This window comes from Litorimonas haliclonae, from assembly GCF_965138505.1.
Classification (GTDB): Bacteria; Pseudomonadota; Alphaproteobacteria; order Caulobacterales; family Maricaulaceae; genus Litorimonas; species Litorimonas haliclonae.
In genome coordinates this window covers 272,956-291,370 of record NZ_CBCSCO010000002.1, presented here as the reverse complement: position 1 = coordinate 291,370, position 18,415 = coordinate 272,956, and the positions used below count along the sequence as shown (strand labels likewise).

Sequence of the window (18,415 nt, the reverse complement as noted above, 5' to 3'; positions counted from 1 at the left end):
GCAATTCGGCGCTATCTCTTGGTATCTTGAAAGAAATGGACTATATATACCCCACAGTTCAACGCAATGACCCTATGACCCCATAGGCTGAGTTGATTAAAGGAGCGTTTTATGAACGAGTATAATAACCCCGTCAGGACAGAAGCCGAAACCGATGTCGGTTTACGTAGCTTCATGCTTGGCACCTACCGCTACATGGCGATGGCTATGGCCGTTACCGCCGGTGTCGCCTTTTTCGTTGGCCAGGCGATTATCGCCAACCCGAATTTATTAGGCTTGGTCTACAATCCTGTTGTGGCGATTGCCTCATTCTTCATTATTGTCTTTGGGTTTGGCGCCGTCGGACGGAAACTTCCTTCCATGAGCCTAGGCGGCGTTCTCGCCTTCCTCTTTGGGTTTGCCGCCTTTATGGGCGTCTTAATGTCAGCCTATGCCGCTCTTTACAACCCGATGATCGTCGCGAAGATATTCTTCATGACAGTGGCGATGTTTGGTGCCTTGAGCCTGTTCGGTTACACCACCGGATTTAATCTCAATGCCATTATCAAATACGCCGCGGCGGCTTTCCTTGGCTTTATCATTATCGGCTTTGTCGGCATGTTTGTCCCTGCTTTGTCTATTACGGGCGGAGGCACGTTTGCGATTGTTATGAACGTTATCGCTTTGGCTGCCATTGCCGCAATTACGGCTTGGGAAACTCAGACGCTGAAGCGTATTTATTACGGTTCTGTCGGTAATCCAGCGATGATGAAAAAACTAAGTGCGTTCGGAGCGGCATCTCTGCTTCTCGCCTTCATCAACATGTTCTCTATCCTGATGAACCTGTTTGGCCGTGAATAGTTTTTCAACGCATTAAAATTAGCTAAACCCGCTTTTTGAGCGGGTTTTTTTTATTGCCTAACTTACAGTTAGACCGTGCGAAAACGTTGTTTGTCAAACACCCGTAAAACAGTTTCCAAATCATGGCCCCGTTTCAGGATAAGCCCACCCGGCGCGATGACGGCAAACTGGCCCTGCTTTTGTTTTAGCTCCGGCACTTTTTCGATCCGGTAAAGCGCGTGTTCCGTCGCTTTGCGGTAAATGGAGAACACCGCCTTGTCGCGAAGGAAATCCATCGCATAGTCTTTCCAATCCCCTTTAGAGACCATCTGTCCGTATACGTTCAGGATAAGACCAAGTTCACGGCGGTCAAAAGCGACTTGAGAGGGCCGTTTGGGTGTTTTCTTATTTGAGCTTTGTGGCGAGTTTGGAGACAAAGGAATTATATTCGACATAGTCTTTATTTATTGGCGGGGGGGCTTTTCGGCAAGGCCTTAGCGCCTTAGAGATCGTTAAGACCCGTTAAACACTTTGACCGAAACGTAATACAATGCCTTAATTTTGCCATATTTCCGTCTCTATCCGAACAAATAGAGGGGTCAGTAAGGGGGTGTTGATTGGCGATATTTGAGGAAACGCGGTTTTCTTACAGCCCCCCAGCCCCCGGGTTTTTTCGCCTAGCGCCAATCAACATTTCAGACTCCCACTCCAAAGGCCTGCTACCCGACCCTTCGGACGCAGACTGGAAAACGGATTTTTCGCTCTTCAGCCCGGCGGAAAATCCGTTTTCTTTGGAGGGGGAGTTTTTGTGTTTATGAATGCCTTAAGGCTTTAGAACAGTGGCTGTCACGATCTGGACGGAACCCGGTTCATGAAAAAAGGCGGCATAGGTCTGATCCGCTTCTAACGGCGCGTCCAGAACGAGCGATTGCCCGTTCCAGTCAGGGCTTCTGACTTCGTCGACGACATTTTCAACTTTCAACGTCCGCCCGCCATTTTCCCCGCGCTTGACGGCGACTTCCTGAAGACCGGGCGTGTAGCGGATAAGCGATAATTTATAATCGGCCGGAACATCGGCCTGAAGCTGAAGCTTTCCGTCCGGGAGGAAAGACAAACTCGCCTGAGGCCGCGATTTGGGCAATGGCATAGAAGTGACATCGGATGTGGAATAACGCGGGCTATGCGCTGCGCCGTTGATCACCATTTGGGGCGTATAGACATTTTGGGCGCCCAGCGCTTTCCCATAATCACGCTGGCGTTGGGTAAAGGCCGGGTCGCCAAATGTATCTTTCCAGCCCAGATAATCCCAATATGTCACACCATATGACAGGACGAGCGCGTCGTCGCGGCTTTGGGCCAAGTTTGACGCAAATTTATTAGCTGGCGGACAGGACGAACATCCTTGAGAGGTAAAAAGCTCTAGCACGTAATCCGGCTGAGTCGATTGAGCGGTGTCAGCCTTAGTGAGCATAGGAAGATTAGAGGCTGTTTGCCCCCGCGCTGTTCCCATGCCTGCGAAGGACAATAGAACGAGAGACGATGTTGCCGCAATCAGAGTAAATGTTTTCATGATCCCTTACATAATGCATTTTTCGTTACACGCGATTGACAGACCCATCACAGCTACGTGAAATTATCAGATGATAATTCTGATAGCGCCCTCCCTCATAAAGAGGGTTTTGCATTCTTATGAGCTTTTTCCTCAGGCTCCAAATCCGGCTGTCCATCGGCGGAGAGAAGAACGGCAATCCAATGTGTCGTCGGGAATTGGGCCAAAACAATCATAATAATCACCGTCAAAGGCGCGGACAAAAACGCTCCGACCCCGCCCCAAAGCGCGCCCCAGAGGGTAAGAGACAATAAGACAACCAAGGCAGACAAGTTCATACTATCGCCCATCATTTTCGGCTGAATAGTATTTCCGATAATAAATTGCGCGCCAAATAAAATACCAGCCAGAAGGCCAATGCGTCCGACGCTGTCAAACTGTACGGCGGCAAAGATGACTGGCAATGCAACAGCTGCAAGTCCGCCGACGATGGGAATGTAGTTCAAGATGAAAATGACCAGAGCCCAAAACAGAGCATTATCCAGGCCCAATGCGGTCATCCCGATATATGACACAACCGTCTGCATCAGACTAATGATTGTCTGAACCCCCAGATATTTCTCGATTGAGTGACGAATTCGCTCACCCACTTTGGCCGCCCGGCTTCGGTCGGATTTGTCCGGAAACAGGTCATCCATTTTCTTCGGAAAACTGGACTGCGCAGCAAATAGAAAGGCCACATAAATAGCAATAAAACTAATATCACCGAGAACGCCTTGAATAGAGGCAGCGAAACCCGCCAAGCCGGCCTGCAATTTTGTACTAAGTTCAAAGCGTTCATTCAGAGAGGAAAAGCTAATGTTTTCTTGTCCTGTTACATGCCCTAACCAGTCGAAAATCTCTTGTATTCGGCTCTCATATAAGGGCGCCTGCTTGGCAACATCCGAAGCCGTATTGGCAATAATAAAGCCGATGCCTATAAAGGCGGCCACAACGGTCAAGACGGCCACGGCTAGGGCTAACCAATAAGGTATTTTCGAAGAGACGCGGTGCATCCAGCGAGCAAAAGCGTCAATAATCAGCCAGATAAAGACTGCCAAGGCAAAAGGCGTGATAATATCCCGAATGACATAGAGCAGCGCAATCCCGAGTATAAAAGCGATGAACAGCAGACTCGCCCGAATGGTGTGATCGCCATTATACCCCTGATTATCAGCCATATACGTCTCTCCCATTGGGCGTCTTTCCGGGGCATTTCTTCCCGTTTAGAAAGACTCATATTGCATTCCCGCCTCTTGTTACATAACAAATTTAAGGAAAACGAAAGTAGGCTTTCATGACAGACCATATCTTTGTCGGCACTGATACCGAAGACGTCAAACAAAACCTTTTATTGAAAATGGCAAATCGGCACGGGTTGATTGCGGGGGCAACCGGCACCGGCAAAACCGTCACCCTTCAGATTTTGACTGAAGGCTTTTCCAAGGCCGGCGTGCCCGTCTTCGCAGCTGATGTGAAAGGGGATCTCTCGGGCATTTCTCAGGCCGGATCAGAAAAACACAAGCTTCACGAAAAACTGCTCTCCCGCGCGCGAAAAATTGGTCTCATAGGAAATGACTATGAAGGGATGCTGCAAAAGGGATATGGCTATGAAGCGATGCCGACGCTTTTCTGGGACCTTTACGGCAAGCAAGGCCATCCGGTTCGAACGACAATCTCAGAAATGGGGCCGACCCTTCTGGCGCGCCTTATGGAATTAAACGAAACTCAAGAAGGCATTTTGACCATTGCCTTTGAATTAGCCGATGACGAAGGCATGTTCCTGCTCGATTTAAAAGACCTTCGCGCCTTATTGAATTTCCTGTCCGATAACAAAGCTGAAATCAGCCGCGAATACGGCAATGTCACAAGTCAGTCCGTAGCCGCCATACAGCGTAGCCTCTTAAGATTGGAGCGAGCCGGAGCGGAACAGTTTTTTGGAGAGCCAGCTCTTAAGCTTGAAGATTTAATGCGGGTAAATGAAGACGGGAAAGGCGTCGTCTCCATATTGGCAGCCGATAAATTAATTAATTCTCCGTCGCTTTATGCAACCTTCCTCCTCTGGCTGCTCTCCGAATTATTCGAAGAGCTTCCAGAAGTCGGCAATCCGGACAAACCCAAAATGGTGTTCTTTTTCGATGAAGCGCACCTGCTTTTCGACGATGCTCCGGATGCCCTTATCGATAAAATCGAGCAGGTTGCCCGCCTCATCCGCTCTAAAGGGGTCGGCGTCTTTTTCGTCACTCAAAACCCAATGGATATTCCTGACAGCGTTTTAGGCCAGCTCGGCAACCGTATTCAGCATGCCCTCAGGGCTTACACGCCCAAAGAACAGCGCGCCGTTCGCGCAGCGGCCAGCTCTTTTCGGGAAAATCCGGCTTTTGACACAGAAGAAGTTATTACGGATTTAGGCGTTGGCGAAGCGCTTGTGAGTCTGCTCGACGAAGACGGCGTCCCCGGCATTGTCGGACGCACTCTCATCAGACCGCCTGCCTCCCGGCTTGGCCCCGCCACACGGCCCGAACGCAAAGCCATAATCGCGAACAGCCCTGTGGGCGAAGCTTACGACAAGTCGGTTGACCGTGAGAGCGCCTATGAAGTGCTCGCAAAAAGAGCGGAAGCGATGGAAAAGGCCGCGGCTAAAGCGGAAGCAGACGCGCAAAAGGCTAAGGAAAAAGCAGCCCGTAAGAAAACAACATCTCGCAGATCCTCCAGCCGAAGAAAGAAAACGGCTTCAGATCATATTCTGCATGAAATTAAGTTGGTTGGGCGCCAGCTTATGAGAACTGAAAGCCGACGCATTATAAGAGGAATTCTCGGCGGATTCATGCGGAAATAAATCGGCATGCGAACCCGGTTTGCCCCCTCCCCGACTGGATTTCTCCACATCGGCCACGCCCTGGCGGCGAAAGAAGCGTTTGATTTTGCGCAAGCGAAGGGCGGTCAATGTCTTTTGAGGATAGAAGATACGGATCATACGCGCTGCAAAGAAGCGTTCACCAAAAGCCTCTACGCAGATTTAGATTGGCTTGGCTTTGATTGGCCGCTTCCGGTCAGAGTGCAAAGCCAATACTATCCGGATTACGCAAAACCTGTCTCGGAATTGATTGATCGCGGACTGGTATATCCGTGTGAATTGACGCGAAAAGATATCAAAGAAGGAAAACGACCTCATCCCGGTAATATGAAAGATATTGACGCCTCTGCATTAAAGGCACAGCTCTTAAAGTCATCTCATCAAGACTGCCCGACCCTCCCCGTCGCCATCCGCCTCAACCTGCCAAAGGCTCTGCAGACTATCGGCCCTCTAAGCTTTGAAGATATCGGGCCTATTCATAAAGGCGTTCACGATGCCCGTGAGTTTTTCGATCAAAACGACCTTGATCCTGTTATCGCGCGCAAGGACATAGGCTGCAGTTATATGATCGCAGGACCGCATGATGACTGGAAGCAGGAAATTTCCTATGTCGTCCGCGGGGCAGACCTCTTTCACGAAACGCCCTTGCAGGTTTTAATACAGGCGCTTATGGGCTGGCCCACACCGATATATTATCATCATGGACTAATGATGAATGAGGCAGGCGAGAAATTATCCAAGCGCAATCTCGATACCGCGCTACAAAGCTTACGAGAGGCAGGGCAAACGCCAGAGGATATTTGGGATATGACGAGAGCTTACTCAATATGAGTCCCGAACTCTTTATTGATATTTATGACTGGATCGGCGTTTTTGTTTTTGCTGTGTCCGGCGGCCTTATGGCGGTGCGTCAGCGCATGGATATTTTCGGGGTTGTTGTTATCTCGCTTCTGCCGGCTATTGGCGGCGGGACGTTGCGGGACGTCCTACTGGGTGAACCCGTCTTCTGGCTCTCCGATCAAGTTAGCCTATTAATCGCCTCAAGCGCCGGGGTCGCCGCGTTCCTGGCGCCGCGTTTCTGGACAAAGTTCAAAAGCCTGCGATGGCTCGACTCTGCCGGGCTGGCGCTTTTCGCTGTCGTCGGCGCCTCTAAGGCCGCCTCGCTTGGATATGGTTTTGTTATCTGCACCATTATGGGAACAATTACGGCGACAGCAGGCGGGCTATTGCGCGATGTTGTCTGCAACGAAACGCCCATGCTCCTGAAAGCCGACATTTACGCCACGGCTGCCTTTCTGGGGGCAGCTGTTTATTTCGTCACGCGACAATATGGTTATTCAGAACCTATTTCCCTAACGGCTGGCGCGTCTCTTGTCTTCCTCCTTCGCGCGGTGACGATTATTTATAAACTCAATCTCCCCGCTAGTAAGGGCGATGAAGGGGCGATATAGACGACCCATGGCGGCCTCCACGACCAATTTTGTTTTTGATATCTGGTATTTTGCCGGACTGTCTTCGGATGTGAAGCGCGGAAAAATGGTGCGCCGCGAAATTGCCGGAGAGCCAGTAACTCTGGGCCGCGATGAAAACGGCAAAGTTTTTGCCCTGCGCGATATTTGCCCGCACCGCGCCGCGCCGCTGTCCTCTGGCTGCCTCAAATCCGGAACGGTCGAATGCCCATACCATGGCTGGCGGTTCGGCATTGAGGACGGTGCCTGCAAAGAGATACCTGCCCTGTGCGATGGGCAGGACATGGAAACCGAAAAGATAAAAGTCCGCACCTTCCCGGTGCGGGAAGACGGGGCGCTCCTCTGGATATTCATTTCGTCAGATAAACGTTTCGCGGGCACTCCATGTATTGATCCCCCGCGTTTTGCCTTCGCCGACCGCAAGGCGACCCTTGACGATTCCTTGACACTGAACTGCCACGTCGATCATGCGGTCATCGGCCTGATGGATCCGGCCCACGGCCCCTATGTTCACCGGCAATGGTGGTGGAGATCTGAACATTCCATGCATGAAAAAGCCAAAGACTTTGCACCTGTCGAACGCGGATTTTCCATGGTGGCCCATAGTCCCTCGTCCAATAGCTTCGCCTATAAACTGCTCGGCGGAAAACCCGTGACAGAAATTAATTTCCGCCTGCCTGGTATCAGGACAGAGGAAATTAAAGTTGGAAAAAAAACAGTTTTGTCTTTCACCGCTGTCACGCCTCTGGATGAAAGCCGCACACAAATCCGGCAGATATTTTTTACCGATCACGGCCTGTTTAAAGCGCTCTCACCGCTCATTCGAATTGGCGCGAGAGCTTTCCTCCGTCAGGACGCCGACATGGTCGACCTTCAGCAAATGGGTCTCGCTCACGATCCAACCCTCTTGCTGGTCGAGGATTCCGATACACAAGCGAAGTGGTATTTCGCGCTTAAAAAAGCTTGGGCAAAATCTCGTAAAACTGGGTCGGCTTTCGTCAATCCAGTGAAAGCCAAAACCCTGCGATGGAGAAGTTGATGAAAGCGATGAAAATTGTTCTGGTTCTGATCGCGCTCTTATTGATGGCAGGCGGCATATACGTCTTTGCCTTTCTTGTGCCCGGCGTTGACGCGGATATGAACAAAGTCACTCCGCATGACCCCTATACGATCTCTGCTGAGGCTAAGGCGATTCACCCGACACTCGACATTGCCGATCTTCACGCCGACACACTGCTCTGGCGCCGTAATCCTGAAAAACGCCATGACCGTGGACAGGTAGACCTCCCTCGACTTGAGGAGGGCGGAGTGGACTTTCAGGTGTTTTCCGCTGTCACCAAATCGCCGCGAGGATTAAACTTTGATGAGAACTCCGCCGATGCACCTGACGACATTGCCATGCTCGCTAAAGCGCAGCTCTGGCCACTGAGAACATGGGATTCAATTTACGAACGCGCCGCGTTTCAGGCGCGACGTCTGCATAAGCTCGCGGAAAAAGACGAAAACAAACTCGTCATTGCTAAGACTAAATCCGATATGGACCAACCGAGCGATATTCTCGTCGGGCTCCTACTAACAGAAGGGGCCCATCCCCTCGAAGGCAAGATAGAAAACATTGCCCGCCTCTATGCAGAAGGCTACCGCGCGATGGGACTTCAGCATTTTTTCGATAATGAACTTGGCGGCTCCATGCACGGCCAGAGTCAGGCGGGACTAACAGAATTCGGGAAAGAGGCTGTCCGAGAAATGGAACGCCAAGGCATTATTATTGATGTGGCCCATTCTTCCGTCGCCTCGGTTAGGGACACGCTCGCCATTACGGAGCGTCCTCTCTTCATATCTCACGGCGGAACCATCAGCCATTGCCCGAAGACGGCCAACCGAAATCTGCCCGATGAGGTTTTAAAGGAAATTGTTGCGCGTGGCGGGATTATTGGCATTGGTTATTTCGAAGGGGTTATCTGCGACATCACCCCCAAAGGCGTCGCCGCCGCAATCATCCATGCCGTCGACCTGCTCGGCGAAGACGCCGTCGCGCTGGGTTCTGATTTCGACGGCACTGTCGAAACGGCGTTTGACACGTCTGAGCTAGCCGCGCTGACAAGTGAGCTCCTCGCGCAAGGCATGAACGAGCCGACTTTACGAAAGGTGATGGGAGAAAACGCCCGTCAATTTTTCAAAATCAATCTCCCGGATTAAGACCCGCTCAATGATGAAAAAGACTTTATTTCCAACTTTGCTCTTAGGCTCGGCGCTCTTAGTTGGATGCGCCCCGCCTGCCCCCGAAGCTAAAATGGAGACGCCGCTGCGCGTGTTTGAAACCCTCGCCTCTGACGCCATGCAGGGCCGGGCAACGGGCACAGCGGGCGGCGAGAGAGCTCGGGAGTATTTGAAACAGGAAATGAAAGCCCTCGGCGTTTTTGACGAAACTCGGGCACAGGTTTTTGCCTTCTCTCCACCTAGTCGAGATGACGGGCCGACAATTGAACTGGAAGGCACAAACCTCATCGGCGTTATAGACGCCGAAGATGCCGACAAAACTCCGATTTTAATTGTCACGGCCCATTATGACCATCTGGGCATTCGTGATGGCGGCGTGATTTATAACGGCGCGGATGACAATGCCTCTGGCAGCGCCGCGCTTTTTGCTATCGCTGAAAGTTTCGCCGAACGCCCGCCTAAACATGACGTTGCGCTCGTCTGGCTCGACGCCGAGGAACGCGGTCTGTCCGGGGCCAGAGCCTTTGTGGCAGGCGATCCATTGGTTCAGGGCCGGCCCGTTTTTAACCTCAATCTCGATATGGTCAGCCAGAATGAGAGAGAGCTCTATTTTTCCGGCGCTCATCATTATCCTATATTAAAAACGTTGATGGAAAAGGCGGCCAAGGGGACAGGGCTGACTCTTTCATTTGGTCATGATCGCCCTGAAGACGGTCCGGATGATTGGACCCATCAATCCGATCACGCCGCCTTTCATGCGGTTGGTATTCCATTTGGCTATTTGGGGGTAGAAGACCATCCAAATTATCATGGGGCCAGCGACACTTTCGACACTATCCCGCAGGAATTTTATAAATCTTCGGTTCAGACAATTGTGAATGCGGCGCATATTCTGGACACGTATCTTGACACCGTGGCCAAACCCGCGGCTCTGGAAACGAGCGAACAGTCTTCGCAAACCGATTCCGAATAAATGGACTGGCACGTCTATATTCTACGCTGCGGGGACGGCACGCTTTATACAGGGATTGCCAGAGATTTGGAAAAACGTGTGGCTGTTCACAATTCCGGCAAAGGGGCGAAATATACGGCGAGGCGATTGCCCGTTAAACTGACTTACAGCGAAGAAGCGGAAAACCGGAGCGCAGCAAGTAAACGAGAATATGCGATTAAACAATTGAGCCGAGCTGAGAAGCTTGCCCTGATAGCCTCTTAAAGCACGTCGCCCTCGAGAGAACTCCGCAAGGCGTTGACCCTGTCTTCAACCGATTTTAACTTCGGATGTAGTTTATTGGCCTCGCGGTAGGCTTCCAAGGCCTCTTCATTCCGGCCAAGCTGCTCGAATACATTGCCCATTGTCCAGAGCGCGTAGAAATGGCGGGGCTCCAATGTTAACGCATGTGCAGCCTCGGTCAGGGCGCGGGATAGGTTTTTCTCCTCCAAGGCAAGCCTCGAAGATCGGGCCCAGCCCTCGGCATAGTCCGGCATTAGGTCAAGCGTATGGTCATACATGGCGCGCGCCAGTTTCATATCACCATTTGTTTGCGCCGCAGCGCCGCGCCGCAGCACGAAATTTACAGAGGCCGAGCCGCTATCAAGCCAGAGCGCCCATATTTCCTCGGCGATCAATTCGCCTTGGTCTTCATTGGCCGCATTGGCCAAACGCACAAACAACTTATCCAGCCGGGCCCGCCTCTCAGCTTCCGATGACATTCTGGAATAATCCGGTTGCTTTAAGATATCGGGCGCGATGAAATCCGAGACCCCATCGTCATCAGTTGTGTCGTCCGGCAGATCTTCAGGGAGACTATCAGGGTCAGGCGTTTCTGGACGTTCTTCATCTGGCAGAATTGGATCGGGCGGAGGGAGCTGTGTGCGGTCTTTGGGCGGCGCAGTCTGGGCCGAGACGGGCGCGGCCACATAGGCAGAGAAAATCAACGCAAAAAGCGCGAGAAAAAGACTATGACGGTAGAGTTTCAACACCCACATACACTGACGCCTCCCACCAGGACTGGCAAGAGGCGTTGAACAGGTTCATACGCCAGAAGGCGCATTATAAATAGAGTTTAACCTTGGCGCGCTTTAAAACGCGGGTTGGTTTTATTGATAACGTAGAGACGGCCCTTGCGACGGACGATTTGGCAGTCGCGGTGACGGTTTCTCAGGGATTTCAGCGAACTACGGACTTTCATCTGTCTGACTTTCCAATAAGTGTGATCAACCGCATAGGCGGCTGGGTTTATCTCGAACGGGGCATATAGGCAGGACAGCGAAGCAAGTCAACGCGCAAAACTGTATTATTCACGTCTGTTCAGGTAAATTTGGACGTTAATAACCCTGTGCAGCTTGTGATGTAAATCTACTAGTCGGACTCACTGGCCTTTGCTAGAGCTACTGTTATGAAACATCACCGCTACACCCTCCTTGTTCTGGCTCTCACCGCACTTCAGGGGTGTGCCAACACCCCTACAGCTGAAGCGCAGCTACGCGGCGCCCAACCCGTACAGGCTCCAATAACTGAGGCAGAGGCTGCTCTGATAGAAGAAGAGGCCCAGCAAAAACGGTTTGAGAGCTGGAAAGCGGATTTTATCAACCGCGCAACGTCCAAAGGGTATGACCGTGCTCTGGTCACGTCGGTCATACAGCCCGCTGTGATTAATGAGCTGGCGCTCGAGCGTGACAGTGACCAACCGGAATTTACGAAACCTGTATGGTCATATGTCGACAATGCCGTGTCTGCTGACCGTTTGAATACCGGAACGAGCAAACTCATTGAAAATGAGGACGTCTTCAATGCCATTGAAGCCCGTTACCCCGTTCCGCGTCATATTCTGACGGCAATTTGGGGGCTGGAAACGGCCTATGGCCGTATCATGGGAAATCATGACGTCGTCAGCGCCTTATCTACCTTTGCCTTTGAGGGGCGGCGCACCGATTTTGGCGAACAGCAACTTTTCGCAATTTTGGATATGCTGGCTGCTAATCAGGTGAAAGCTGAGCAGCTGACAGGGTCTTGGGCAGGAGCCATGGGGATGACGCAATTCATTCCGACGACATTCCGGGATTATGCTGTCGACTTTAACTCAGACGGCAATAAGGATCTTTGGGATAATGCTTATGACGCTCTCGGCAGCGCCGCGCATTATCTTGGCCGGCATGGCTGGCGCAAAGGTGAACCCGTCATGATTGAAGTGGCCGTCCCGTCCGGGTTTGATTATTCTCTTTCGGAAACGGCGACGAAGACTGTGGATGAATGGGCCGCTTTGGGTGTTCGCCCTGTAACCGGGGAGCGCTGGAAAGCAGATCAGGGCCGTTTGAACGCGGAAATGATCGCGCCTGCGGGACATAGAGGCCCCATTCTCCTGACGTTCAAAAACTTTTACGTCATCAAAAAGTATAATAACTCCACCAGTTACGCCATGGGGATAACCGTATTAGGCGACGCCCTACGCGGCGTTCAGACACTTCACACGGACTGGCCCCGCGAGGATCAAGCCCTTTCCTTTGAAGATAAGCAGGACATGCAGGTCAAACTTACCCAACTTGGTTTCGACACTAAAGGTATCGACGGTCAAATCGGCCCCAATACGCGGAAGGCAATTCGCGCATGGCAAAAAAATAATGGGCTTCCAGCTGATGGATATATGGAACAAAATCTCTTCAAAAGACTTATGACCTCATAATTTCGCTTAAATATTAAAGAGCTTTAACAAATCTCTTGACTTATTAAGCAGTTATGGCCTGTTATCGTAACAGGTAACAAGATTTGGAGAGACACCTTTAAGCACTTTACTTATAAAACAATCCTTGCCGTCAGTGCCGCCGCCTTAATGGCCGCCTGCTCCGGTACAGACGCCGAAAACACAGCCGAAGAAATCGAAGCAAGTGTAGAATCTGCTGCGAGTGAAGCTCAACAAGCCGCTGAAGAAACAGCAAACGAGCTTAATGAGCAAGGCGAAGCTCTGGTTAATTCCGCTCAGGAACAAGCCGACCGCCTCGAAGGCGCAGGCGAAACGGTTAAAGAAGCCACAGCCCGTAATATCGAGCGTCTAAAAGAAGCCGGCGATATCACTGAAGAAGAAGCTGAAGCCATGATGGCAGCAGCAAAAAAAGAAGCCATGGATTTGAAAGAAGCAGGTAAAGCTGCTGTTCAAAACGCTCAAGATAAAGCGGAAGCGATGAAAAACGCTGGAGCCGAAATGGTCGACGATACAGAAGATATGGCCGATGATATGGCTGATGAAACTGACAACTAATTTCGTCAGATTATAAAAATAATCACCCCGTCCTGTTCTCAGGGCGGGGTTTTTTATTTGCCATATGGATGACATGAGCGCGCCAGAAGGATATATCGTCTTATGCCCGCCCCTCGCCCGCTCACACTCTGTCCGCCGCCGAACCTGGACTGGAGCCGACCCGGAACGCCAGCCGCCCCTGATTTTGGCGATATATACTTTTCAACTGACGGTGGATTAGACGAGACTCGCACTGTTTTTCTCGGCGGCTGCGGTCTACCGAAAGGCTGGCAAGAGACAAAGTGTTTTACAATTGCAGAGCTTGGGTTTGGATCCGGCCTCAACTTCCTTGCCACCTGGCAATTGTGGGAGAAAACTAAACCAAAGGATGGACGCCTTCATTTCGTCTCCGTCGAAAAATATCCTTTTGACAAAGATACTCTGTCCCAAGCCCTTTCGGCTTGGCCGGAGCTGGCCGGAAAAGCAGAAACATTACTTAAGCAATGGCCTGGACGCGTTCGCGGCCTCCATCGTCTACATTTTGGAGATGTCAGCCTCACGCTTGTCCATGATGATATAGTTCCGGCTTTGGAGTCCATGAATATGCAGGCCAATGCCTGGTTTCTGGACGGGTTCAGCCCCTCCAAAAATCCGGATATGTGGTCAGCAGACGTGATGAACAAACTTGCGAGCCTGTCTGCTGCCGGGGCGCGCTTGGCGAGTTTCACCGTGGCAGGGTCCGTCAGGCGGGCGCTGACAGACGCCGGTTTCGACGTAGAGCGCAAAGAAGGGTTTGGCCGGAAAAGACATCGCCTGGAAGCGTATCTTCCTGGGCTGGGGAGAGGCTTTCCCAAGAACGATTCCCCTCAACCCATGATTATCGGCGCGGGAATTGGCGGGCTTTCACTGGCTCAAGGTTTTATTCGGCGGGGTATTGTGCCGAAAGTGATTGAAGATCCGGACCATATTGCCGCGAGTGGAAATGCGGCGGCGCTAATCAAACCCCGTTTTGATTTACAGGATCGTCCCGAAAGCCGCTTTTTTCTCAGCAGCTATCTTTATGCTCTTGAGTTTTACCAAGGGTTTAGCCTCACACAGGGGGTTGAACACCGCGGGAAGAATAAGAAAGAGAAAGCGCGGTATCTGAAACTTCTGTCGCAAAACCCTTTACCCGACGACCATATCACTGAAAGTGCAAATGGCGCTTTGTTTCTGCCTCAGGCGCTCGCTATTGACCCTCTCGGGTTTAAACAATCGATATTATCTAATGTGGATTACGAAGCTAAGAAACTGGAAGAATTACCGGTCGGGAGAACCCCCGTTTTTCTAGCGCCTGGGTATGGAATTCACGCTTTGTTACCCGATTGGCCGCTGCGATATTCCCGCGGACAACTAAGTTGGGCGCAAAGCCATTCAGATTTTCAAGGAGCCGTCAGTTATGGCGGGTATGCGTTGAATGTGAAAGATGAACTTCTGATAGGCGCCACACATGACAGGTTAGTGCCAGCTGAGAATCCGTTCGATCTTAAAGACGAGAACGACCGGAAGAATCTGGAACAGTTTGAAACTCACCTTGGATTAAAGCCTAACCCTTCAGAGACGCCGTCGCGAGCCAGTGTCCGCGTCACAACATCCGACACCCTTCCCGCTATAGGAAAAACCCGAACGGGCATCCGGGTCTTAACTGGGCTGGGATCAAGAGGGTTCGTCTTTGCCCCCTTGCTTGCCGAAGCGATTATTTCAGATTATCTGGGCGAACCCCTGCCGATTGAACAAAGAGTCTGGGAGAAATTCTCCGCCAGTCGTTTATTTAATTAACCGCGGCGGTCGACGTCAATGTCAGACGCTCCAGACGTCGACTTTTTCAAAGAGCCTTTAACGGTATCAATATAGATGTCAGCCGCGCCGGAAGCTTTCGCGACAGCGTCTTGCACAACCGCATTGATTTCCGCATCTGCGGCGCCGGAGACGGTAATGAACAGTTCAAAAATCTCTCCCCCGCCGATATAAATATCGCCGCTTCCACTACTTTTCAATCCAGCGCGGTTTTGGCCCTGCCCGCCAATTCGCTCAAGATCTAAATCACCTGACCCGGAACTCCGGTAGTCTAGTGACCCTGCGACCAAACCAATTTCGTAATCCCCCGAACCAGATGTTTCAATAATCGCGGAGCCTGTAATCGTTTCTATTTCGACGTCCCCGGAGCCCGCGGTTTTGATGTCCACATCTCCGGCTTGTCTAATTTCGAGGTCCCCGGAACCATGGCTTTTGGCGCTTACGAAACCTATGTCGCTGGCTTTGATATCGCCAGATCCAGACATTGTACTCGTTAAAGACGCGGCATTTTCGAAGGTGAGGTCGGCGGCGCCTCTTCCTTCAACTTGTAAGTCCTCGGTTACGTTCCCCAAATTCATTTTGCCGCAATGCGTCAAATCCAATTCAGCCGCGCGAAGGTTTGGCTGTCCCTGCGTAAATATAATTGAGTTTTTGACAGTCAATTTTGTATCGGCGGGAAGGCTAAGCGTCAGGCTGGGGTAATCCTCTAAGTCCTCATAACCGCCGAATGTACCTTTGTTCTTTTTGCCGAAAAAACTAAGGTCGTAAGACCCATTTAGGCTCTCACATTTATCGCCGTCTAAGTCTTTCACGCCGCCGTCAAATGTCGTAATATTATTCTCTGTAGATACGTCTAAACTTCGTGCGTTTTTTCGGTCTGATACTTCCAAATTCTCGCCGCCATTCGACCAATTTATAGACCCAATAAAGTCTTGAATAACAAGCTCGGTCGGTTGATCTGCTAGAGCGGCAGGCGCTGCCAAGCCTAAAAGAGGGAGCGCAAAGATTGCGCTCTTTATAACATTAATCTTGTGACGGTTTGACATTAGGCTCTCTCTAATTCGAATTTAAAATTTCAGCGTTACGGCGTGATCGCCGCGAAGTTTAAGCGTCAGAGCGAAATCAGATTTTTCTGCCAATGTGGCTTCCAAACCATCCTTGCCCCAATCAAGATTAAACTGTGAAACCGAGAGGGTTGCGCCTCTGACCGGCTGTATCTCTTGGACGGGCGGTAGGGTTGTACCCGTAGCCAAGAGAGCGGTAATTGCGAGTGTTGTCTTAATCATGACCCTGTCCTCCTATGGTCAATCAGTTTCAGTTTAGGATTCTAGGTCGCGGAAATCGCGGCGTAGCTTCCACTCTTTGGATGTGATGGATTTCTCTAATCCCTGCATCCGTTCCTCAAGCGATCTGAATTTAGATCGGACGTCTTTGAACGTCGTTGTCCGAGCCGGCATGGAAGGGGACTCACGATAAGCCCGTCTAGTTTGCCGATACGCGCGGTGATAGGGAGCGCGCACGTCCTTCGGAATAAATATCCAAAGCAGGACGTAAGCGAGAAGTGGAAAACTTAAGAAAATAACAGACAGGACGAATAAAACCCGTACTATCGTATGATCCAATCCTAGATAATCACCTATCCCGGCACAGACCCCGCCAAAAACGCCATCTATTTTGTTCCGGCGAAGCCTCTTCGGACCTTGGTACTTATATCCGTCTTCAGTTCCGTCCCAGTTCATGTCGTTGAGCATGCGGTGCGTTTTGTTCCTATACTTGCTCTTAGTCATTTTTTTCTCTCCATTTTGGCACTTCATCATCCAGAATGCGTTCCAAGACGGCAACGCGTTGGTCCAGAATATCAGCGACTTTGGACATTTGCTCCAGTTCAGCGATTTCATCGCCGCTCATCTGGTGAAGCTTTTTATCCTGATGCTTAAAATACATGACAGTCCAGATAATGAAGACCGGCATGAGGATAGCAATAATTGGAATTAAAAGGGCCAATTCATCCTCCATTGTGTTTCTCTCTCTATTCGTTTGATGTCCGGGCGGCTGGAAGCTCACCAGTTCGAAGGGAATGAGCGTATATTCACCGCCCGGACGCTAGGGCAAGCTTATCTTAGCTTGCCTTTTTGTTTTTCGTCTCTTTATTAGCCGCTTTTTTACCACCGAGACGTTCTTTCAGAGCGCTTAGCTCATCTTCAACGGCGTCATTGGCTTCAAGTTCAGCAAATTGACTTTCCAAAGACTGGCCGGCACCGAGGTCATAGCTTTCGACCTGAGCTTCCAGATCGTCGACTTTGCGTTCCATCCGCTGATAACGGGCGAGCGCGTCTTCGACTTTGGAGTCTTTCAAGACCGTGCGCATTTTGATTTGGCCGCGAGCCACATTTCCGCGCATCATAAGCGCTTTATGTTTCGCTTTGGCTTCGTCCAACTTGGTCTGAAGTTTGGACAGATCAGAGTCTGCCTTCTCAACCGCTTCGTCGAGAATTTTCATCTCTTTTTTGACGACTTCGGCCATAGCTTCGGCTTGCTGCTTGGCACTCAGCGCTCCTCTAGCCAGGTCTTCGCGGTCTTTAGACAAAGCGAGTTCCGCTTTGGCGCCCCATTCCCCAGCGCGGTCGGAATATTCCTCGGCTTTGCGAGAAAGCTCCTTGCGCTCTGCGATGTTGCGGGCGGCGTCTGTGCGCACCTCGATTAAAGTATCTTCCATCTCTTGAATGATTAAGCGTGCGATCTTTTCCGGATCTTCTGCTTTGTCGATCATCGCATTCAGGTTTGAATTGATGATGTCACCCATGCGTGAAAAAATTCCCATTTTCGTCTCCTAAAACTAAGTTCTCGGGCCAGACGGCCCAAATGTGGGGTTGGGGTTAAAAGTTGCGGTTTAAGCGAAAACCGCGGCAATGATGAAACCGGCAATAAAGAAATACCATGTTTCGGCTTTACGGCTCGTCAGGTAGCGGACGAAGCGGGCGCCTTTGCGCTGCCAGCTTTCGCCGTCCTGACGGTAACTTTCTGTTCTATAGTCGTTCATGTGTTTATCCTTTCGTTGTGCGGTTTATGGGGCGGAGCGTCTCTTTAGAGACCTCTCTAAAATCCCAGTCCGACAAGGCGGCTGCCAACATTCCGATGGCTCATCACTGCATTGTAACGGCGTGAACGGCTGCTACGGGCGGGGGCTGAAGACATCGCTGTGGCGGCGTCTGGTGACTCAGAAGCTGTGTCTATGTCTAAAGTGCGGAAGGTCATCTTTCTCTCTCTTTCAATTTTGACCTCGGGTTTGAGGTTTTTTCGTTTGCGACGATGTATGCCGCCGACAAACTCAATATGGATAAATCCTCAGCCTTTGTCGAATTTTTTTAAGTCATTGCTTTTATTGAATTTT

Annotated in this window: 23 protein-coding genes; 11 read left to right on the top strand and 12 right to left on the bottom strand. The window is 51.0% G+C overall.

Annotation, left to right across the window (positions count from 1 at the left end; genetic code table 11):
• Nucleotides 1–111: 111 nt before the first annotated feature.
• Nucleotides 112–840 carry a Bax inhibitor-1/YccA family protein gene (locus tag ACNA05_RS05525; protein ID WP_415810409.1) on the top strand — a complete coding sequence of 243 codons (729 nt, stop codon included), beginning with the start codon at nucleotides 112–114 and terminating at the stop codon, nucleotides 838–840.
• A gap of 68 nt (nucleotides 841–908) precedes the next feature.
• Here the strand turns inward: ACNA05_RS05525 and ACNA05_RS05520 are convergent, their stop codons facing one another.
• From ACNA05_RS05520 to ACNA05_RS05510, 3 genes are all read right to left on the bottom strand, one after another.
• The gene (locus ACNA05_RS05520) at nucleotides 909–1,274 is read right to left on the bottom strand and encodes a DUF2794 domain-containing protein (protein WP_415810408.1); all 366 of its coding nucleotides are present in this window, start codon (nucleotides 1,272–1,274) and stop codon (nucleotides 909–911) included.
• Nucleotides 1,275–1,642: 368 nt separating this feature from the next.
• A complete protein-coding gene (locus ACNA05_RS05515) occupies nucleotides 1,643–2,389 on the bottom strand; it encodes a DUF1223 domain-containing protein (RefSeq protein WP_415810407.1) in 747 nt (248 codons plus the stop codon).
• Nucleotides 2,390–2,484: 95 nt separating this feature from the next.
• On the bottom strand, nucleotides 2,485–3,588 hold the full coding sequence (locus ACNA05_RS05510; RefSeq protein WP_415810406.1) for an AI-2E family transporter: 1,104 nt from the start codon (nucleotides 3,586–3,588) through the stop codon (nucleotides 2,485–2,487).
• A gap of 116 nt (nucleotides 3,589–3,704) precedes the next feature.
• On the opposite strand from ACNA05_RS05510, the gene ACNA05_RS05505 reads away from it, so the two are divergent.
• From ACNA05_RS05505 to ACNA05_RS05475, 7 genes are read left to right on the top strand one after another with little or no spacing between them, the layout of a single operon-like run.
• The gene (locus ACNA05_RS05505; protein ID WP_415810405.1) at nucleotides 3,705–5,246 is read left to right on the top strand and encodes a helicase HerA-like domain-containing protein; all 1,542 of its coding nucleotides are present in this window, start codon (nucleotides 3,705–3,707) and stop codon (nucleotides 5,244–5,246) included.
• A gap of 6 nt (nucleotides 5,247–5,252) precedes the next feature.
• The gene (gene gluQRS, locus ACNA05_RS05500; protein ID WP_415810404.1) at nucleotides 5,253–6,095 is read left to right on the top strand and encodes a tRNA glutamyl-Q(34) synthetase GluQRS; all 843 of its coding nucleotides are present in this window, start codon (nucleotides 5,253–5,255) and stop codon (nucleotides 6,093–6,095) included.
• Complete coding sequence (locus tag ACNA05_RS05495; protein ID WP_415810403.1) at nucleotides 6,092–6,715, top strand: trimeric intracellular cation channel family protein; 624 nt, start codon at nucleotides 6,092–6,094, stop codon at nucleotides 6,713–6,715. The genes gluQRS and ACNA05_RS05495 overlap by 4 nt, the downstream gene beginning before the upstream one ends.
• 7 nt (nucleotides 6,716–6,722) lie before the next feature.
• The gene (locus ACNA05_RS05490; RefSeq protein WP_415810402.1) at nucleotides 6,723–7,772 is read left to right on the top strand and encodes a Rieske 2Fe-2S domain-containing protein; all 1,050 of its coding nucleotides are present in this window, start codon (nucleotides 6,723–6,725) and stop codon (nucleotides 7,770–7,772) included.
• Nucleotides 7,772–8,932, top strand: a complete 1,161-nt coding sequence (locus ACNA05_RS05485) for a dipeptidase (protein WP_415810401.1) — start codon at nucleotides 7,772–7,774, stop codon at nucleotides 8,930–8,932. Before ACNA05_RS05490 ends, ACNA05_RS05485 begins: the two co-directional genes overlap by 1 nt.
• Before the next feature lie 10 nt (nucleotides 8,933–8,942).
• Nucleotides 8,943–9,926 carry a M28 family peptidase gene (locus tag ACNA05_RS05480; RefSeq protein ID WP_415810399.1) on the top strand — a complete coding sequence of 328 codons (984 nt, stop codon included), beginning with the start codon at nucleotides 8,943–8,945 and terminating at the stop codon, nucleotides 9,924–9,926.
• Complete coding sequence (locus ACNA05_RS05475) at nucleotides 9,927–10,169, top strand: GIY-YIG nuclease family protein (RefSeq protein ID WP_415810398.1); 243 nt, start codon at nucleotides 9,927–9,929, stop codon at nucleotides 10,167–10,169.
• Here the strand turns inward: ACNA05_RS05475 and ACNA05_RS05470 are convergent.
• Together ACNA05_RS05470 and ykgO are read right to left on the bottom strand one after the other, a co-directional pair.
• Nucleotides 10,166–10,942: a tetratricopeptide repeat protein gene (locus ACNA05_RS05470; RefSeq protein WP_415810397.1), complete on the bottom strand. Its 777-nt coding sequence runs from the start codon at nucleotides 10,940–10,942 to the stop codon at nucleotides 10,166–10,168. The genes ACNA05_RS05475 and ACNA05_RS05470 overlap by 4 nt on opposite strands.
• A 77-nt stretch (nucleotides 10,943–11,019) precedes the next feature.
• A complete protein-coding gene (ykgO, locus tag ACNA05_RS05465; RefSeq protein ID WP_415810396.1) occupies nucleotides 11,020–11,145 on the bottom strand; it encodes a type B 50S ribosomal protein L36 in 126 nt (41 codons plus the stop codon).
• A 207-nt stretch (nucleotides 11,146–11,352) separates the two neighbouring features.
• On the opposite strand from ykgO, the gene ACNA05_RS05460 reads away from it, so the two are divergent.
• The 3 genes from ACNA05_RS05460 to mnmC2 all read left to right on the top strand — a co-directional run bounded on the left by ACNA05_RS05460 (nucleotide 11,353) and on the right by mnmC2 (nucleotide 15,006).
• A complete protein-coding gene (locus ACNA05_RS05460) occupies nucleotides 11,353–12,636 on the top strand; it encodes a lytic murein transglycosylase (protein ID WP_415810395.1) in 1,284 nt (427 codons plus the stop codon).
• 147 nt (nucleotides 12,637–12,783) lie between these two features.
• The gene (locus ACNA05_RS05455; protein WP_415810394.1) at nucleotides 12,784–13,209 is read left to right on the top strand and encodes a hypothetical protein; all 426 of its coding nucleotides are present in this window, start codon (nucleotides 12,784–12,786) and stop codon (nucleotides 13,207–13,209) included.
• Nucleotides 13,210–13,311: 102 nt separating this feature from the next.
• Nucleotides 13,312–15,006 (top strand): tRNA (5-methylaminomethyl-2-thiouridine)(34)-methyltransferase MnmC2, encoded by a 1,695-nt coding sequence (mnmC2, locus tag ACNA05_RS05450; protein ID WP_415810393.1) that lies wholly within the window; start codon nucleotides 13,312–13,314, stop codon nucleotides 15,004–15,006.
• Here mnmC2 and ACNA05_RS05445 read toward each other — a convergent pair.
• The 7 genes from ACNA05_RS05445 to ACNA05_RS05415 all read right to left on the bottom strand — a co-directional run bounded on the left by ACNA05_RS05445 (nucleotide 15,003) and on the right by ACNA05_RS05415 (nucleotide 18,279).
• Nucleotides 15,003–16,070, bottom strand: a complete 1,068-nt coding sequence (locus tag ACNA05_RS05445; protein ID WP_415810392.1) for a GIN domain-containing protein — start codon at nucleotides 16,068–16,070, stop codon at nucleotides 15,003–15,005. The two genes, mnmC2 and ACNA05_RS05445, sit on opposite strands and share 4 nt — an antisense overlap.
• Nucleotides 16,071–16,091: 21 nt before the next feature.
• Nucleotides 16,092–16,310 carry a hypothetical protein gene (locus tag ACNA05_RS05440; protein WP_415810391.1) on the bottom strand — a complete coding sequence of 73 codons (219 nt, stop codon included), beginning with the start codon at nucleotides 16,308–16,310 and terminating at the stop codon, nucleotides 16,092–16,094.
• A gap of 33 nt (nucleotides 16,311–16,343) precedes the next feature.
• The gene (locus ACNA05_RS05435; protein WP_415810390.1) at nucleotides 16,344–16,811 is read right to left on the bottom strand and encodes a PspC domain-containing protein; all 468 of its coding nucleotides are present in this window, start codon (nucleotides 16,809–16,811) and stop codon (nucleotides 16,344–16,346) included.
• Nucleotides 16,804–17,040, bottom strand: a complete 237-nt coding sequence (gene pspB, locus ACNA05_RS05430; RefSeq protein WP_415810389.1) for an envelope stress response membrane protein PspB — start codon at nucleotides 17,038–17,040, stop codon at nucleotides 16,804–16,806. Before pspB ends, ACNA05_RS05435 begins: the two co-directional genes overlap by 8 nt.
• 103 nt (nucleotides 17,041–17,143) lie before the next feature.
• The gene (pspA, locus tag ACNA05_RS05425) at nucleotides 17,144–17,845 is read right to left on the bottom strand and encodes a phage shock protein PspA (RefSeq protein WP_415810388.1); all 702 of its coding nucleotides are present in this window, start codon (nucleotides 17,843–17,845) and stop codon (nucleotides 17,144–17,146) included.
• A 69-nt stretch (nucleotides 17,846–17,914) separates the two neighbouring features.
• Entirely contained in the window at nucleotides 17,915–18,064 is a 150-nt protein-coding gene (locus ACNA05_RS05420) for a hypothetical protein (RefSeq protein WP_415810387.1), read from the bottom strand.
• 56 nt (nucleotides 18,065–18,120) lie between these two features.
• Entirely contained in the window at nucleotides 18,121–18,279 is a 159-nt protein-coding gene (locus ACNA05_RS05415) for a hypothetical protein (protein WP_415810386.1), read from the bottom strand.
• Nucleotides 18,280–18,415 lie beyond the last annotated feature (136 nt).

Bases quoted from the DNA above. Each gene is read 5' to 3' on its own strand.
- ACNA05_RS05510 (WP_415810406.1), bottom strand. From the start codon at position 3,588: ATGGCTGATAATCAGGGGTATAATGGCGATCACACCATTCGGGCGAGT.
- ACNA05_RS05420 (WP_415810387.1), bottom strand. From the start codon at position 18,064: ATGAACGACTATAGAACAGAAAGTTACCGTCAGGACGGCGAAAGCTGG.
- ACNA05_RS05470 (WP_415810397.1), bottom strand. From the start codon at position 10,942: ATGTGGGTGTTGAAACTCTACCGTCATAGTCTTTTTCTCGCGCTTTTT.
- ACNA05_RS05435 (WP_415810390.1), bottom strand. From the start codon at position 16,811: ATGACTAAGAGCAAGTATAGGAACAAAACGCACCGCATGCTCAACGAC.
- ACNA05_RS05415 (WP_415810386.1), bottom strand. From the start codon at position 18,279: ATGACCTTCCGCACTTTAGACATAGACACAGCTTCTGAGTCACCAGAC.
- ACNA05_RS05505 (WP_415810405.1), top strand. From the start codon at position 3,705: ATGACAGACCATATCTTTGTCGGCACTGATACCGAAGACGTCAAACAA.
- gluQRS (WP_415810404.1), top strand. From the start codon at position 5,253: ATGCGAACCCGGTTTGCCCCCTCCCCGACTGGATTTCTCCACATCGGC.
- ACNA05_RS05445 (WP_415810392.1), bottom strand. From the start codon at position 16,070: ATGTCAAACCGTCACAAGATTAATGTTATAAAGAGCGCAATCTTTGCG.
- ACNA05_RS05520 (WP_415810408.1), bottom strand. From the start codon at position 1,274: ATGTCGAATATAATTCCTTTGTCTCCAAACTCGCCACAAAGCTCAAAT.
- ACNA05_RS05525 (WP_415810409.1), top strand. From the start codon at position 112: ATGAACGAGTATAATAACCCCGTCAGGACAGAAGCCGAAACCGATGTC.
- ACNA05_RS05440 (WP_415810391.1), bottom strand. From the start codon at position 16,310: ATGATTAAGACAACACTCGCAATTACCGCTCTCTTGGCTACGGGTACA.
- pspB (WP_415810389.1), bottom strand. From the start codon at position 17,040: ATGGAGGATGAATTGGCCCTTTTAATTCCAATTATTGCTATCCTCATG.
- ACNA05_RS05455 (WP_415810394.1), top strand. From the start codon at position 12,784: ATGGCCGCCTGCTCCGGTACAGACGCCGAAAACACAGCCGAAGAAATC.
- ACNA05_RS05460 (WP_415810395.1), top strand. From the start codon at position 11,353: ATGAAACATCACCGCTACACCCTCCTTGTTCTGGCTCTCACCGCACTT.
- ACNA05_RS05480 (WP_415810399.1), top strand. From the start codon at position 8,943: ATGATGAAAAAGACTTTATTTCCAACTTTGCTCTTAGGCTCGGCGCTC.
- pspA (WP_415810388.1), bottom strand. From the start codon at position 17,845: ATGGGAATTTTTTCACGCATGGGTGACATCATCAATTCAAACCTGAAT.
- ACNA05_RS05495 (WP_415810403.1), top strand. From the start codon at position 6,092: ATGAGTCCCGAACTCTTTATTGATATTTATGACTGGATCGGCGTTTTT.
- ACNA05_RS05490 (WP_415810402.1), top strand. From the start codon at position 6,723: ATGGCGGCCTCCACGACCAATTTTGTTTTTGATATCTGGTATTTTGCC.
- ACNA05_RS05515 (WP_415810407.1), bottom strand. From the start codon at position 2,389: ATGAAAACATTTACTCTGATTGCGGCAACATCGTCTCTCGTTCTATTG.
- ACNA05_RS05475 (WP_415810398.1), top strand. From the start codon at position 9,927: ATGGACTGGCACGTCTATATTCTACGCTGCGGGGACGGCACGCTTTAT.
- ykgO (WP_415810396.1), bottom strand. From the start codon at position 11,145: ATGAAAGTCCGTAGTTCGCTGAAATCCCTGAGAAACCGTCACCGCGAC.
- mnmC2 (WP_415810393.1), top strand. From the start codon at position 13,312: ATGCCCGCCCCTCGCCCGCTCACACTCTGTCCGCCGCCGAACCTGGAC.
- ACNA05_RS05485 (WP_415810401.1), top strand. From the start codon at position 7,772: ATGAAAGCGATGAAAATTGTTCTGGTTCTGATCGCGCTCTTATTGATG.